Consider the following 14,549-nt stretch of genomic DNA (forward strand, 5'->3'; position numbering starts at 1 on the left):
ACTGTGGGGAGATTCGGTGATCGAGTGGCCCTCGGGGCTCTTCCGGGACGTCATGGATGATCCCTGCCCGTGATCTGAGTAAGGTAAGCCTTACCTATCTGGTTGTTCGCGAACTTCCCGGGCTGGAGCACCCATGTCCATGGCACTGAAGACCTCCTCGGCCGGCGTCGTCACGCACGCCCTGGGCGGCGTCTACCGTCGACTGGCCGACGTCTGCGAGGCACTGACCGTGCGGGTCGTGGAACCGGGACGCGCTGTACGGGACATGGGTGTGCCCGAAATGGGTTTCACCGCAGCGGAGTTGACGTCGGACCGCGGTGCGCTCGACGCCTTCGTCGACATCGAGGTCGCCCGCATCCGGGACCGCCACGGGGTCACGGCCCGCCGGCATGTCGCCGCCTCCCGTGCCCTGCACGACTACGCCTGGTCGGTGGGCCTGTTGACGGCAGGAGCCTGGTTCCTCGAACGACGAGTGCCGCGCATCCGCCCGAAAGACCTGTGGGTGGATCTCGCGTCGGGCACGTACGTCATCACCCCCGGCGGGGAACTCGCGTGCCTGACGGACGACGCCCTCGCCGGCCTCCCCGACGTGCTGACGCTCCCTCAAGAAGCCGCTCTGCGCACGGCGTTGCGCATGGCGGTGACCGATCACATGCGTCCACTGCTGGCCGCCATCGGCCCCGTCGCACGGCGCGGGGCGCGTCCCCTGTGGGGGATGGTCGGTGACGACCTCGTGTCCGGGATCTGGTACCTCGGCAGGATGCTGGGCCGGGAGCAGGAGGCCGTACGCGCCGCGACCGACGTCCTCCCGGCCGCCGTTCCCCCCTATCCGTCAGGCGCCGGCTTCCGCCGGCTGACCGACGAGGACGGCCGCACGTACACCACCCGCACGCGCACCGGTTGCTGCATGTTCTATGCGATCCGCCCCGCCGAGGCCTGCGTGACCTGCCCGCGCACCGGCGACGCGGAGCGGCTGCGCAGGCTGCGCGACTGAGCGGCCATCAATTCGCGTGAAAGGCCGCGAATGCTCTGGAACGCTACGGGCCGGGGCTGCGCATCCGTACGGGCACGTGATGGGTGAACGATGAGTCTCACACTTGAGGGACCGGTTCTGGACGGCACGCTCGTGCGCCTGGAGCCACTGGAGCACCGCCACGCGGCGGACCTGGCCGTGGCGGCGGAGGACGACCCCAGCTCCTGTCGGTTCACCTGGGTGCCCACGGCCGACGAGGTCGAGGGGTACGTCGACGCCCAACTCGCCCGCGCCGCCGCCGGAAAGCTGGCCCCCTACCGCAGGTGGACCGGGCCTCGGGGCGGGCGATCGGGATCAGGGCCTGCTGGGACCCGCGACTGTGGCCGACGAGCGGTGAACTGTACGCGGTCGAGGTCGGGTTCACCTGGCTCGCCGGGTCGGCGCAAGGGACGGGCGTGAACACCGAGGCGAAGTACCTGTTGTTCCGGCACGCGTTCGAGAACTGGGGAGTGTCGCGGGTCGACCTGAAGACGGACGCGCGCAACGGGCGGTCGAGGGCTGCGATCGAGAGGGTGGGCGCCCGCTTCGAGGGCGTGCTGCGCAACTGGTCCCGGTCCTGGGTACCAGGTGAGGAAGGTCGCCTCCGTGACTCCGCGATCTTCTCGATCACCGCGGCGGAGTGGCCGGACTGCCGCGCGCGGCTCGAACAGCGCATGGCGCGAGGCTCCCGGCCCGGGTGGTCGGCGGCCGGTCCGCCTTCCCCCGTCTGACCGGGCAGGGGCCGCGACGGCCGGTAGCAGACGTCCGGCGCGGCAACGTCGTCGGCGAGGCGAGGTGACGCGACTGTCCGCCGCCGCGGACCGGGCCTGGTCAGCGGACGTGCGCGTGGGCCATGCTGGCCCCTGCCGGCCCCCGCTCGTGCACAGGAGACGCCCCCATGCCCACACCCCGCTTCGCCGTCCTCGGTGCCGGCAGCATCGGCTGCCATCTCGGTGGTCACCTCGTCGCCGCCGGGCATGACGTGGCGCTCGTCGGTCGGCCCGGTGCCATGGACGTGCTGCGCGAGCGGGGCCTCACCCTGAGCACCTCCGTACGGCCGCCCGTCCACCTCACACCGGACCGGCTGGTGCTGGCCACCGGCCCCGAGGCCGTAGCCGGGGCCGACTATGTGCTGGTCACGGTGAAGTCCGCCGGTACCGGGGCCGCAGCCGAGGAGCTCGCGCCTCATCTCGCCCCGGGCGCCGTCGTGGTCAGTTTCCAGAACGGGCTGCACAACCCGGCCACCCTGCGTGCCGCGCTCCCCGGCCACACCGTGCTGGCCGGGATGGTGCCGTACAACGTGGTGCAGTCCGAGCCGGGCACCGTGCACCAGGGCATGCCGGGCCGCCTCATGACCGAGCCCGACGACACGCTCTTCGCGGCCTTCCGCACGGCCGGGTTGGCGATCGAGGCCCGCACCGACATGTCCGAAGTGCAGCACGCCAAGCTGCTGTTGAACCTCAACAACGCGATCAACGCCCTGTCCGGACTGCCGTTGCGCGATCAGCTGGGCCAGCGCGCCTACCGTCGCTGTCTCGCCCTGTGCCAGCGCGAAGCCCTCGCCGCGTACCGCGCCGCCGGGGTCGCCCCGGCCCGCCTCGGCCCCACCGCGCCCGCCGTCACCCCGTATGTGCTGGGACTGCCCGACGCCCTCTTCCGCCGGGTGGCGGCGGCGTCCCTCCGGATCGACGCCCATGCCCGCTCCTCGATGTGGGAGGACCTCCAGCGCGGCCGGCGCACGGAGATCGACTCCTTGCAGGGCGAGATCGTCGCCCTCGCCACTGCCCACGGACTGGGCGCCCCCGCGAACGCGCGGCTGCTGACCCTGGTGCACGAGGCGGAGTCCGCCCCGCGCACCTGGACGGGGCCGCAGCTGTACGCCGAGCTGCGCGCCGCGCGCTGATGCGCGCATGCCGGCCGGTGCTACAGGCTGACGCCGCCGGTGACGTCGAGCTTGGTGCCGGTGATCCAGCGCGCGTCGTCGGAAGCCAGGAACGCGACTGCGTCGGCGATGTCCGGTATCCGGCCGATGCGGCCGAGGGCGGTCAGGCCGATGTTGCGCTCCACGTTCGCCGGGTCGGCCAGCACGTCGGCGGTCATGTCGGTGCGGGTGAACCCGACGACGACGGAGTTCACGGTGATCCCGCGGGGGCCGAGGTGCTTGGCCAGGGTGTGGCTGAACACTTCGAGGGCGCCCTTGGTGAGCGGATAGCCGATGCCGTGGGCGGAGGCGATACGGGTGGAGACGGACGAGATGGTGATGATCCGGCCGCCGTCGCGCAGCCGTGGCAGCAGCCGCTGGGTGAGGAAGAACGGTGCCTTGACGTTGACCGCGACCATCCGGTCGAACTCCTCCGGGGTGAGCACGTCGATCGGACGCCCCATGAGATTGAGCCCCGCGTTGTGCACCAGGATGTCGATGGTCGCTCCCCCGTGTGCGCGCAGTCCGGTCTCCAGCCCGGCCATGAGAGTGTCCACGTCGCCGGGAACGCCCAGTTCGGCGCCCACGATGAACGCCCTGCCGCCGGCCTCGGCGATGGCCGTGGCGGTCTCCTCGGCCGCCGACGCGTTACTGCCGTAGTGCACGGCCACCAGAGCGCCGTCCCGGGCCAGGCGTTCCGCGATGCCTCGCCCGATGCCCCGGCTGCTGCCGGTGACCAGCGCGACCTTGCCACTGAGGTTTTCCACGTCCACTCCTTGATCGTGTTCCGCGGGGTCCCCTGCCTCGTCACGTGAGGGCGGCTGCCGCGGGTAGTTCCACGGTGATGCGGATCCCCCCGGCGGGGCGCGGGGTGAGGGTGAGTGTTCCGCCGTGTGCGCGGGTGATGGTCTTGACGATCGCCAGGCCGAGGCCGACGCCCGCGTGGTCGGTGCGGATGCGTTCGGTGCCGCGCCGGAAGGGTTCGGTGAGTGTCGAGACCAGCTGTGGGGTGAGTGTCTCGCCGGTGTTCTCGACAGTGAGCACCACACTCCGGGGGCGGACACCGGTGCGGACCCACACGGTGCCGTGCTCGGGCAGGTTGTGGACGATCGCGTTGTGCACGAGGTTCATGGTCAGCTGCAGCAGGAGTGCTTGCGAGCCGATGGTGGGGGTGACGTCGCCGGAGATCTCGATGGTGACACCGTTCTTTTCCGCGAGGGGAAGGAGCGTTTCCGTGGCTTCTTCCGCCAGGAGGGACGGATCGACGGGGACTCGGACCAAGGTCCGCTGGTCGGCGCGGCTGAGCAGGAGCAGCGCCTCGGTGAGGTCGATCGCCCGGGTGTTGACGGTGTGGAGGCGGTCGAAGAGTTCGCCGGTGTCGCACGTCGGGTCGGTGCGGGCCAGGTCGATGAGCGTTTTCGAGATCGCGAGCGGGGTGCGCAGCTCGTGGGAGGCGTTCGCTGCGAACCTCCGCTGTTCGGCCACGTGTGCTCGAGCTGTGCGAGCATCGTGTCGAAGGCGTCGGCGAGTTCGCGGAACTCGTCGTTGTGGCCCGGCAGCCGGATGCGGTGGGAGAGCGATCCGTTCGTGGCCGTACGGGTGGCGTGGGTGATCCGGGTCAGGAGGGCGAGTATCCGGCCGGCGAGGAACCACCCTCCCGCGAGCCCGAACAGCGGCAGGAACGCCAGCACGACACCCGCGATCGGAGCGAAGGCGCGCAGGACGGCCAAGCGGTAGTCGGGCACGACGATGAGCCCGGGGTGTCTCACCCGCATCAGGAACACCCACCCGGCCGCGAGCAGCAGGATGCCGGCGAGCACGAGGAACCCGGCGTAGCTGAGGGTGAGTTTGAGGCGAACGCTCGGACCAGGCGGCCTGTCCACCGTCTCCTCCCTTGTGTCCGGCCGGTGGTGGCGTGTCGAAGCGGTAGCCGACGCCGGCCACGGTGGCGATGATCCGGGGTTCGCCGAGCCGCTTGCGCGGTGCCGAGACGGTGATGCGCACGGCGTTGGTGAAGGGGTCGGCGTTCGCGTCCGACGCGCGTTCCAGGAGTTCTTCGGCGCTGACGACACCGCCTTCGGCGGCGACGAGGACTTCGAGCACCGTGAACTGCTTCCTGGTCAGTGCGACGTAGCGCCCGTCCCGGTGGACCTCTCTGCGGAACGGGTCGAGGCGCAGCCCCCCGATCTCCCGCACGGGAGGCCGGTTGTGGGCGCGCCTGCGGTCGAGCGCTCTGAGCCTGAGCGCGAGTTCCTGGAGCTCGAAGGGCTTCGTGAGGTAGTCGTCGGCGCCGAGCCCGAACTCCGACGCCTTGTCGTCGAGGCGGTCGGCAGCGGTGAGCATCAGGATCGGCATACCGCTGCCGGAGGCGACGATGCGTGTGGCGATCTCATCACCGGAAGGCCCGGGAATTTCGCGGTCGAGGACGGCGACGTCGTAGGTGTTGGTGCCCAGCAGTTCCAGAGCGGTGTCGCCGTCACCCGCGATGTCGGCCGCGATCGCCTCCAGCCGCAGACCATCACGGATGGCCTCTGCCAGACAGGGCTCGTCCTCGACGATCAGCACACGCATGTCATCAAGGTTATGTGTCGCCACGTATCGTGGGCGTATTGAGCACCGGGTGAACCGGTCCGCAAAAGTGCGGGGCTCGCCCACCTGTGGGACCGACACGACGACAAGGGCAACGCCCCAGGCACCGGAAGACCGTAATCGGCTCGCGGCCGTCAGGCTCACCGTCCGCTGCCTGGCCCACCCACCTCGACGGCCCCCTTGGCCACCGACCTGATCACCTACTACGCCGAATCGCGCAGTGCCGATCACGACGCGATCGTCTTGCTCTTGCTGGACATCGCCGCCCAGGAGCAGGCCGCAAACCCCGTCACGTACCGGAGGGGCCGGCGCGCGTCGGCCGTGTCCGTGGCCGCCTCCCCACGGTCCCTCGCTGACCCTCCCGGAAGACTGGCTGGAGCCGCCCCCGGAGGGTCAGCTCGGGTTGGTGGTGAGGTCGAGGGCCGGCGCGACGACCGCGAAAGCCTGATCGACCAGCTCGTCCATGTCCTTGGTGCCGTCGCCGTCCACCCAGCGGCGCAGCCCGGTCTGGAACGCGGTGAGCGCGACGCCCGCGGCGAGGGCGGGGCGCAGCTCGGCGCCGGGATCCAGCCCGGTACGCCGGGCGAGGATGCCGGTCATCCCGGTCTGCCACTGCGACTGCCGCTCCAGGAACCGGGCCGGCAGGGCCGGCGTGCCGAGGATCAGCCTGCTCACACGCAGCGTCTTGTCCGGATTGTCGACGCTCAGGGAGGTGAACACCGGCAGGGCGTGGCGGAGCGCCACCGCGTGGGGCTCGTCGGCGGGCCGGGCGCTCAGCTCCGCGCACAGGTGCACGCCGGCTTCCGCGAGCATGTGCACGATCACGTCTTCTCTGGAATCGAAGTACCGCGAGAACGTGCGGCGCGACATCCCCACGGCAGCCACGATCTGGTCGACCGTCGTCCCTTCGCATCCCTGGTCGGCCGGCAACTTGACGGCGGCATCAGCGAGTTCGTCGCACACGAGCTGACGTTCGCGCTCCGCCGTGTTGGCCGCCGGGCCAGTGTTCGTATCCATCCCCCGACACGGCGTCCAGAGAAGGAGGTTGAAACGGTGGTACCGGCCTGGGCGAGGTTGCCGAGGATCCAACCCGGCCTGAGCCGCGTCAGTCGTCGTAGACCGTGTCCGGCGGCGGTGTCCGACCGGTGAGCAGGTAGCTGTCGATGGCGTCCCGGGTGTGGCTGGTGCCTTTGGCCAGGTAGCTGGTGTGGCCGTCGCCCTTGCGGGTCACCAGCACGCTGGAGGGAAGCTCGCGGTGCAGGCGAACGGCCCAGGGGTACGCCGTTGAGGGGTCGTGGGTGGCATTGGTGATCAGGATCGTCGGTGCGTGCCGGACCTTGATGGGCCGCGGTGGGTTCGCCACCCGTGCCGGCCAGCCGACGCACCCGGTGAGGATGGTCCACGACTGGGACGCGCCGCCGAGACGAGGCGCGACCGCCTGCCCGAGCCGTCGCAGGTGCTGCAGATCGTGCAGCGTCCGGATCGGGGTCGTCCAGTCGAGGCACTCGATCGCGATCTGGCTGCCGTTCGCATCGTCGTCGTTCGGCCCGGTGGCAAGGGGCTGCGAGAGCGCCGACGCGTCGCCGGCCCCTGCCTGTTGGAGAGCGAGGGCGAGATCGTTTCGCCGGGACGGGAACAGCAGCAGGCCCTGCGCGGCGAACCGGATGTCCTCGCCGGTCACAAACGGACGGCAGTTGCCCGCCTTGGCGCAGGCCGGGGCAGGGATCGGGCGGTCGTCGGCGGCTGCCACCAGGGTGTCGAAAAGCCGCCAGGCCTCTGTGCCGTGCAGCGCGCAGGAGGTGGTCTGCGCACACCAGTCGAAGAAGCGGGCGAGGGAGTTCTCGTATGCGTGGGACTCGTCCTTGAACAGGGACACCGTCGACAGCGAGTGATCGAGTGCGCCGTCCAACGCCAGGGTCCGGATCCGGTTCGGGAACAGTTCGGCATATGTGGCGCCCAGTTGGGAGCCGTAGGACAGTCCGAGGTAGTTGATTTTTCCCTCGCCGAGCGCTTGGCGCAGGGCCTCAAGGTCGCGGGCGGCGCTGACGGTGTCGACGTGTTCCAGCAGTGGTCCGGTGAGCTGACGGCAGCTCCGGCCCAGTGCCTGGTTCCGCGCGACCAAGCGCCGGAACTCGGCATCGTCCTTGGGGAACAGCGAGACCTGGCGATTGAGCAGCGCGGGGTCGCAGCGGACGGGACTGCTGAGTCCGACACCGCGCGGGTCCAGGCCGATCACATCGAAGTGCTCCCGGGTGGCAGCGGAGAACACGTGCGCCCCGAGGGATTCGGCGCGCACGAACTGCGTCCCGGAACCGCCGGGGCCGCCAGGGTCGAAGAACAGGCTACCGACCGGATGCGCGCCGCTCGCGCGGAGCCGGTCCACCGTGATGGTTGTCTTCGATCCGTGTGGGTGCGCGTAGTCCACCGGCACCTGGATGGAAGCACACTGGAGTTGCGCCGGTGAGTCGGGAAACGGGCACGCCGTCCAGTTCAGGGACGACGCCGGACTGCCGGCGGCGGCGACGGTATCCGCGGCGGCGGCAGTCGCAACAGGCATCGTCAACATCGCGGTGACGAGCACCGCCGTTCCGAACGCCCTGGCTTTCAGGGCCACGACCTTCTGGTTCAGCGACCGTCCCGTCACGGTGGGGCGTGGCGTGCGCATTCTGCTTGTCACGCTCGTCATCCTCGACCGTCCTCGGCACATCGTCCATCAGGGACCACCCTGATCGAACCCCGATCGAATCCCAGCCAGTACACAGCGGTCCTGTGGCACGGACGGACGACCGCGGACGACCCCATGCCGCGTCCCCGGAACGCGCCCCGGCCCGCAAGAGCGTCCGGGCCGACTCCGCGCCCGCCCTGGCGGTGTCCAGCGCGCCGTCGTCGTTCCGCACGGACATGAGGGGAGTGCCGTCACCGGAACGACCGCCGTGTGCGGCGGGCCGTTGATCGTGCGATCGATTCCGTCGCCACGCACGGTGATGTGACCGAGTGGGCGGAGGCGGCGCTGTGGGAGGCTCTCTTCGCGCAGCTCGCGGTCAGTACAGCGCGTGCGTGTCCCAGGGCGTCGGCTCGATCAGCCCGTAGCCCGCCTCCTCGACCGCGGCGCGTACGTCCGTGTCGTCCAGGGGGTGGTCGCCGGTCACGATTGATCCGTCCGCTGTCGGTGTCCACTGTCACGGCGCTGACCTCGGGAGACGTTCGATGACCTGCGACCGGTCGACTGGCCGGTCGCGGGCACCATCCGGCTCGGCCATCTCGCGAGCGAGGAACAGGATGCCGGCCGGATGTCCGAGACGGCCGCGCAGGACGCACTGCGCACGAGCCTGCTCCGGCTGCTGAAGGGGACCGGCGGGGCCGATGCGACTTCGGCGCCCGGGTGAGTGCGGACCGCGTCGGTGGGCGGACCGCCCGGTGACGTGGTCACCGGGCGGACGCACGGTTCCGCTCATCAGCAGCCGGCAGGGGAGGCAGGGCAGCCGACCGCGCCTGAGCCGAAGCGCCACCGGGGCCATTCGGAGGCTTTGCCGTGGCGCTGACCGAGGCCACCCCACACGCTGGAGCCGGATGGGAACGCTTCGCCGCGCACCGTGCGCCGGCAAGGCTCTGGGAGGACCTGTGACTGCTTCGTCGTCGCCCACCGACGCACCGCCGGCCCGGTACGACGACCTGAACGCCCTGGTGATCAACTGCACCCTGAAGCGCTCGCCGGAGACGAGCAACACCCGGGGACTGATCGACCGCAGTACCGCCATCCTGGACGCACAGGGCGTGGACGTCGACGTCGTACGGGCCGTCGACTACGACATCGCCACCGGCGTGTGGCCCGACATGACGAAGCACGGCTGGGAGACGGACGCCTGGCCCGGCCTGTATCAGCAGGTCCTGGCAGCCGACATCCTCGTGCTGGCCGGCCCCATCTGGCTGGGGGACAACAGCTCCGTGATGAAGCGCGTGATCGAACGCCTCTACGCCTGCTCCAGCCTGCTCAACGAACAGGGTCAGTACGCCTACTACGGCCGCGTCGGCGGCTGCCTGATCACCGGCAACGAGGACGGCGTCAAGCACTGCGCCATGAATGTCCTCTACAGCCTGCAGCACCTGGGGTACACCATCCCGCCCCAGGCGGACGCCGGCTGGATCGGGGAGGCGGGCCCCGGCCCCTCCTACCTCGACCCCGGCTCGGGAGGCCCGGAGAACGACTTCACCAACCGCAACACCACGTTCATGACCTGGAACCTGCTCCACCTGGCCCGGGCGTTGAAGGACCTGGGCGGCATTCCCGCCTACGGCAACCAGCGCGCGGCCTGGGACGCCGGCTGCCGCCGCGACTACGAAAACCCCGAGCACCGGTAGCGGCGGGGGAGGAGCCGGCCTCCTCCGCCCTGCCCCGCTCGGCCTGGGCGCGCACGGACACCGCGCGAAGGCGACGCCGCCCGTCGGGGCACACGCCGAGGGCGTCCGGAAAGAGCAGGATCAGTACGCCGACGGCAACGACAACAAGTGGCGTGGGCCGGCCGGTTCCCCCTTGAACGCCGAACAAGCCGTCCATAGATGAGGTTGGTGGCTAGGGATGTGGACGATCAAGGTCAACGAGTGTGCGGAAAGCGCGTTCTGACGTGCCGTCCGTTGCGTCCCGCGGCAGGCGCACCGGTAGGTTGGTGACCGGTCGGTGGATCTTCATCCGGCGGAACCCGGGCTGGGGAGGGGGCAGGCGTTGAGCGTCGTACTGCTGGCACTCGGGGGCACGATCTCCGTGCCGGGCGGCGAGCGGGGAACCCGGCTCACCGGCGCCGAGATCACCGCCGCCGTACCGGGCCTGGCGGAGCTCGGAGTTCCGCTGGAGGTGCGGGACGTACACGCCGTACCCAGCGGAAGTCTCACCTTCGCTCAGGTCCTCGACGTCGTCGCCGTCGCCTCGCGGGCCGTGGCCGAGGGCGCCGACGGCGTGGTCGTCACCCAGGGCACGGACACCCTGGAGGAGACGGCCTTCCTGGCCGACCTGGTGTGGCCGCACGACGCGCCGTTCGTGCTGACCGGCGCGATGCGGCAGCCGGCCATGGCCGGAGCGGACGGCCCTGCCAACGTACTTGCCGCCGTACGCGTCGCCGCGGCCCGGGAGGCGCGCGGCGCGGGTGCGCTGGTCGTCCTCAACGACGAGGTGCACGCGGCGCGTTGGGTGCGCAAGACGCACAGCGCGAACCCCGCGACCTTCGCCTCGCCGAGCGCCGGCCCGCTCGGCCATGTCGTCGAGGGCCGGGTGCGGATGCTCCTCGCCCAGCCCCGGCACGAGCCGCTACCGGCCGATGTCGACCGGAAGCGGCTGGCGGCCGCCCGTGTCGCCCTGCACGTGGTCACCCTGGACGACGACGGCGCGCAGCTCGACGGGCTCGAAGCGACACAACGGGGCCTCGTGGTCGCCGGTTTCGGCGTCGGTCATGTACCGGACGTGCTGGCACCACGGCTCGGCGCGCTGGCCGCACACCTGCCGGTCGTCCTGACCTCGCGCACCGGGAGCGGTTCGGTGCTGCGGCACACCTACGAGGCCCCCGGCTCGGAGACGGACCTGCGCCGACGCGGCCTGATCGACGGCGGTTTCCTCGACCCGTACAAGGCCCGGGTGCTGCTCCGGCTGCTGTTGGCGACCGGGACCGGGCGTGGCGGGATCGTGGAGGCGTTCGCCGTGCGGGGTTGAGTGAGTGCCGTGCTTGTGGTGTTGCTGGGTTGGGCAGGTTGTCGGTCGTCTGGATGACGGTGGTCCGGGTGGGGCGCGGGTGCCGGCTGGCTGTTGTTGGTGACGGGGGTTGGGTGTGGCGGGATCGTGGAGGCGTTCGCCGTGCGGGGTTGAGTCATTGTCGCGCTTGTGGCGTTGCCGGGCCGAGCAGGCTCTCGGCCGTCTGGATGATGGTGGTCTCGACGGGGCGCGGGTGCCAGCCGAGCTCTGTGCGGGCGCGGTCGTTGTGGATGACCGGCCGTGGCGGCTCGTCGCCCGGCGCCTCCTGCGTGGGTACGCGCGCGGCGAGCGGACCGAGCCGTCGGCGCAGGATCTCGGCGATCTCCAGGAAGCTCAGCGCCGGGCCGTCGGCGACGGCCAGGAACCGCTTGCCCGCCGCCCCCGGGGCGGCCATCGCGCGGATGTGCAGGTCGGCCAGGTCACGGACGTCGACGAGGCCGAACCGCTGGCGGGGCGCGACGCTCATCGTGCCGTCGAGCATCGCCTTGACCAACTGCGTCGACGATCGCGGCTCCGTCGTGAGGGCCGGGCCGAGGATGAACGTCGGGTTGACGACGACGAGTTCGGTGTCGCCGCCCTCCCGTTCCATCAGGTCCCACGCGGCCCGTTCGGCGATCGCCTTGGACCGGGGGTACGGCGCGAGCCCGGGTGTGCCGGGATCGGTCCAGTCCGCCTCGGTGAACTCGGCGCCGGGCTTCGGCGTGTAGCCGACCGCGGCGAACGACGAGGTCAGCACGGTGCGCCGGGCGCCCGCGTCGCGCGCGGCGCGCAAGACCCGCAGCGTGCCGTCGCGGGCGGGGAGGATCAGCTCGTCCGGGTCCTCCGGCTGGACGGCCGGGAGGGGCGAGGCGACGTGATGGACCTCCGCGCAGCCGGCCACCGCGGTGCGCCAGCCGTCGTCGGACATCAGGTCCGCGGCGACGATCTCCAGACCGCCGTCGTCGGCGCCACCACGACGCACCGCCGCGCGCAGCTCGGACTCCCGGGCCGTCGAACGCACCGTGGCCCGCACCGGGCGCCCGGCCCGCAGCAGCGCCGTGATCAGGTGCGTTCCCACGTAGCCGGCTCCGCCGGTGACCAGGACCGTGCTCATCGCAGCACCCCCAGACCCTCGACCGCGTCCACGAGACGGGCTATCGACTCGGCCTCCGCTGCGGTGTCGCCGCGGTCGCGGGCGTCCCACATGGCCGCCTTCTCGCGCAGGTAGCCCAGCCGCGCCCGCTGGGCGGCGATCTCCGCCTCGATCCGTGCGGCGTGCCGCAGCAGCAGGTCACGCTGCTCGGCCGCCGCCTCCCGGCCCCGCGCCCGGTTGCGCAGGTAGGTGCGCATGTCCTCGATGCTCACGCCGACCGCGCGCAGGCAGGACAGTGCCTCCAGCGTGTCGAGATCCCGGCTGCTGTACCGGCGGTGCCCACTGCTCTCGTCCCGGTCGATCGGTCCGATGAGACCGACATCTTCGTAATAGCGCAGTGTGGGCTCACTGAGTCCGCTACGGGTCGATACATCATGAATCGTGAAGGTCGTCATGGCGCCAGCAGACCACACCTCAAGCGCTTGAGGTCAAGCGCCGGCGGACGGCGATCACCGGCGGACGTGCTCGATGGTCAGCTCCCGCTGCATGAGGAAGGTGTCGATCCAGCGGCCGTGCTTGTGGCCGACCCGCACCAGGTGACCGGCGTCGGTGAAGCCGAAGCGGCGGTGCAGGGCGCGGGAGGCGTCGTTCCCGGTGTCGGCGATGACAGCGATCATCTGCCGCATCCCCGCCCGGGCGGACCCGGTGACGACCGCGTCGAGCAGGGCCGTGCCCAGCCCCCGGCCGGTGGCGTCGGGTGCTAGGTAGACGGTGTCCTCCACCGTGCTCCGGTACGCCGGTTTCGGGCGCCACGGCGCGGCAAGTGCGAAGCCCGCGATCGCGCCGTCCGACGCGGCGACAAGGAAGGGCAGTTTCCGCCCGGTCAGGTCGCCGAGCCGCTCCTGCCAGGCGGCGACGGTCGGCGGGGTCTCCTCGAAGGTGGCCACGGTGTGGCGGACGTAGTACGCGTAGACGTCGGCTACGGCCGGCAGGTCGGCGGAGGTCGCCGGACGGACGACCACCTGGGGCGCTGTCATCTCGGGTACTCGTCTCTCCATGGTGAAACGCCGGCGAACGCGGCCGAGACTAGCGTGAGCATGCTGTCGTCGGTCGGGTGCGGGCGGCGTGCGGCGGGCGAGCGGTCTCCGCCCAAGGGTGGAGATCGGCGGACCGTCTCCATCGACCCGTGGGTGGTGGTGGCCGACGGTCCGTGCGGAGCACCCTTGAGGCATGGGATCGCTTCACTCGGCGCTCGTGCAGCTCATCGTCATCTGTGTCCTGATCTTCTACGCGGCCTGGATCGTGGGCGCCGTCTACTTCGGTGTGAAGAGCCACGCCGGGGTGCGCGGCTGGTGGCGCGGACAGCGGCGCACGCTGCCCCGCCGACTCCTCCTCGTGGCGGGTGTCTATGTGTTCTGGCTCCTGCTCGGCCGCACCCAGGGCTTCTGGAGACACCTGCGCTACTGGCAGCCCGAGCTGGCCCTCCTGGGCGCCCTTCTCGCCGTCGCCTCCACGGCTCTGTTGCTGTGGGCCCGCTGGGTGCTGGGCACGATGTGGGCCAGCGTCCCGACGGTGCGGGAGCACCACGAACTCCGCACGGACGGTCCCTACGGGCTGGTCCGCCACCCCATCTACGCCGGCCTGCTCGGCCTCGTCGCCGGCGGGATGCTGGCCTGTGGCTTCGGCGTGTGGGTCGCCTGCCTCATCGTCGCGGTTCCCTGGATGCTGCTGCGGGTCCGAGCCGAGGACCGCCTGATGGCCGACCGGTTCGGTCCGGGCTACGAGGCCTACCGCGCCCGCGTCCCGGCACTGATCCCCTGGATACGCCGTGCGCGGACGGACGCCGACCACCGGGACAGCGTGAAGCCGTAGGCATGCGACGGACATGGAGCCGTAGGCATGCGAGGGTGGGGTCGCGTCAGGTCATCAGTAGGCCAAGAGTGGTCTAAATAAAGGACGATTGGTTCGAATTCCGAACGGGATCAGTGCGTACCGGCCAGCCCTTGGTGAACCGAGCGTGGACGGCGGGCGCGGTGGCGGCGACCGTGCGTGACACCGGGCGCCCGCGCCGGTGCACGGAGTGCGGGGACGGTGACGGCGCCTGCGTGTCCGTGGTGCCGGAGGTCAGGCCGGAAACCCTCCTTGTCGTGACGGGAGCGACTCGCCATACTCGTCGGCGCTTGGCATGGGCACGACCGATCCCTGGGTTCGGGGCGTG

General features: G+C 70.9%; 12 protein-coding genes and 3 pseudogenes. 7 read left to right on the forward strand and 8 right to left on the reverse strand.

The genetic code is table 11. The features are described 5' to 3' along the window. Nucleotides 1–133 precede the first annotated feature (133 nt). The 3 genes and pseudogenes from BIV25_RS07080 (at nucleotide 134) to BIV25_RS07090 (ending at nucleotide 2,915) form a co-directional block, all read left to right on the forward strand. The gene (locus BIV25_RS07080; RefSeq protein WP_071371283.1) at nucleotides 134–994 is read left to right on the forward strand and encodes a (2Fe-2S)-binding protein; all 861 of its coding nucleotides are present in this window, start codon (nucleotides 134–136) and stop codon (nucleotides 992–994) included. Between the two features lie 90 nt (nucleotides 995–1,084). Next, nucleotides 1,085–1,743: pseudogene (locus BIV25_RS07085) on the forward strand (GNAT family N-acetyltransferase). Between the two features lie 167 nt (nucleotides 1,744–1,910). After that, nucleotides 1,911–2,915, forward strand: coding sequence for a 2-dehydropantoate 2-reductase (locus BIV25_RS07090; protein ID WP_071371284.1), 1,005 nt, complete (start codon nucleotides 1,911–1,913; stop codon nucleotides 2,913–2,915). A gap of 20 nt (nucleotides 2,916–2,935) precedes the next feature. Here the strand turns inward: BIV25_RS07090 and BIV25_RS07095 are convergent, their stop codons facing one another. The 5 genes and pseudogenes from BIV25_RS07095 to BIV25_RS07115 all read right to left on the reverse strand — a co-directional run bounded on the left by BIV25_RS07095 (nucleotide 2,936) and on the right by BIV25_RS07115 (nucleotide 7,905). Beyond that, nucleotides 2,936–3,700: an SDR family oxidoreductase gene (locus BIV25_RS07095; protein ID WP_071371383.1), complete on the reverse strand. Its 765-nt coding sequence runs from the start codon at nucleotides 3,698–3,700 to the stop codon at nucleotides 2,936–2,938. A gap of 40 nt (nucleotides 3,701–3,740) precedes the next feature. Beyond that, nucleotides 3,741–4,816 (reverse strand): annotated as a pseudogene (locus BIV25_RS07100) (sensor histidine kinase). Next, nucleotides 4,812–5,504, reverse strand: a pseudogene (locus tag BIV25_RS46495) (response regulator transcription factor); the annotation flags it as partial. The pseudogenes BIV25_RS07100 and BIV25_RS46495, both read right to left, overlap by 5 nt. 411 nt (nucleotides 5,505–5,915) lie before the next feature. Beyond that, nucleotides 5,916–6,539, reverse strand: coding sequence for a TetR family transcriptional regulator (locus BIV25_RS07110; RefSeq protein ID WP_071371286.1), 624 nt, complete (start codon nucleotides 6,537–6,539; stop codon nucleotides 5,916–5,918). Between the two features lie 88 nt (nucleotides 6,540–6,627). Continuing rightward, nucleotides 6,628–7,905, reverse strand: coding sequence for an alpha/beta hydrolase (locus BIV25_RS07115; protein ID WP_177235174.1), 1,278 nt, complete (start codon nucleotides 7,903–7,905; stop codon nucleotides 6,628–6,630). 52 nt (nucleotides 7,906–7,957) lie between these two features. Here BIV25_RS07115 and BIV25_RS50820 point away from each other — a divergent pair, with 52 nt between their 5' ends. From BIV25_RS50820 to BIV25_RS07125, 3 genes are all read left to right on the forward strand, one after another. Further along, entirely contained in the window at nucleotides 7,958–8,251 is a 294-nt protein-coding gene (locus BIV25_RS50820; RefSeq protein WP_177235175.1) for a hypothetical protein, read from the forward strand. A gap of 841 nt (nucleotides 8,252–9,092) precedes the next feature. Beyond that, nucleotides 9,093–9,881 carry a flavodoxin family protein gene (locus BIV25_RS07120; RefSeq protein WP_371272997.1) on the forward strand — a complete coding sequence of 263 codons (789 nt, stop codon included), beginning with the start codon at nucleotides 9,093–9,095 and terminating at the stop codon, nucleotides 9,879–9,881. A gap of 361 nt (nucleotides 9,882–10,242) precedes the next feature. After that, a complete protein-coding gene (locus BIV25_RS07125) occupies nucleotides 10,243–11,220 on the forward strand; it encodes an asparaginase domain-containing protein (RefSeq protein WP_071371288.1) in 978 nt (325 codons plus the stop codon). A 154-nt stretch (nucleotides 11,221–11,374) separates the two neighbouring features. Here BIV25_RS07125 and BIV25_RS07130 read toward each other — a convergent pair whose 3' ends face one another. Genes BIV25_RS07130 through BIV25_RS07140 form a run of 3 tightly spaced genes read right to left on the reverse strand, consistent with a single transcriptional unit; the run spans nucleotide 11,375 to nucleotide 13,368 of the window. Next, nucleotides 11,375–12,352, reverse strand: a complete 978-nt coding sequence (locus BIV25_RS07130; RefSeq protein ID WP_071371289.1) for an NAD-dependent epimerase/dehydratase family protein — start codon at nucleotides 12,350–12,352, stop codon at nucleotides 11,375–11,377. After that, on the reverse strand, nucleotides 12,349–12,786 hold the full coding sequence (locus tag BIV25_RS07135) for a MerR family transcriptional regulator (protein WP_071371290.1): 438 nt from the start codon (nucleotides 12,784–12,786) through the stop codon (nucleotides 12,349–12,351). Before BIV25_RS07135 ends, BIV25_RS07130 begins: the two co-directional genes overlap by 4 nt. Before the next feature lie 54 nt (nucleotides 12,787–12,840). Next, nucleotides 12,841–13,368 (reverse strand): GNAT family N-acetyltransferase, encoded by a 528-nt coding sequence (locus BIV25_RS07140; RefSeq protein WP_071371291.1) that lies wholly within the window; start codon nucleotides 13,366–13,368, stop codon nucleotides 12,841–12,843. Between the two features lie 193 nt (nucleotides 13,369–13,561). Between BIV25_RS07140 and BIV25_RS07145 the strand changes: the two genes are divergently transcribed. After that, nucleotides 13,562–14,203 (forward strand): isoprenylcysteine carboxylmethyltransferase family protein, encoded by a 642-nt coding sequence (locus BIV25_RS07145; RefSeq protein ID WP_071371292.1) that lies wholly within the window; start codon nucleotides 13,562–13,564, stop codon nucleotides 14,201–14,203. Nucleotides 14,204–14,549 lie beyond the last annotated feature (346 nt).

Source organism: Streptomyces sp. MUSC 14 (genome assembly GCF_001866675.1).
Lineage (GTDB): Bacteria > Actinomycetota > Actinomycetes > Streptomycetales > Streptomycetaceae > Streptomyces.

Bases quoted from the DNA above. Each gene is read 5' to 3' on its own strand.
- BIV25_RS07080 (WP_071371283.1), top strand. From the start codon at position 134: ATGTCCATGGCACTGAAGACCTCCTCGGCCGGCGTCGTCACGCACGCC.
- BIV25_RS07090 (WP_071371284.1), top strand. From the start codon at position 1,911: ATGCCCACACCCCGCTTCGCCGTCCTCGGTGCCGGCAGCATCGGCTGC.
- BIV25_RS07110 (WP_071371286.1), bottom strand. From the start codon at position 6,539: ATGGATACGAACACTGGCCCGGCGGCCAACACGGCGGAGCGCGAACGT.
- BIV25_RS50820 (WP_177235175.1), top strand. From the start codon at position 7,958: ATGGAAGCACACTGGAGTTGCGCCGGTGAGTCGGGAAACGGGCACGCC.
- BIV25_RS07120 (WP_371272997.1), top strand. From the start codon at position 9,093: ATGGGAACGCTTCGCCGCGCACCGTGCGCCGGCAAGGCTCTGGGAGGA.
- BIV25_RS07130 (WP_071371289.1), bottom strand. From the start codon at position 12,352: ATGAGCACGGTCCTGGTCACCGGCGGAGCCGGCTACGTGGGAACGCAC.
- BIV25_RS07135 (WP_071371290.1), bottom strand. From the start codon at position 12,786: ATGACGACCTTCACGATTCATGATGTATCGACCCGTAGCGGACTCAGT.
- BIV25_RS07140 (WP_071371291.1), bottom strand. From the start codon at position 13,368: ATGACAGCGCCCCAGGTGGTCGTCCGTCCGGCGACCTCCGCCGACCTG.
- BIV25_RS07145 (WP_071371292.1), top strand. From the start codon at position 13,562: ATGGGATCGCTTCACTCGGCGCTCGTGCAGCTCATCGTCATCTGTGTC.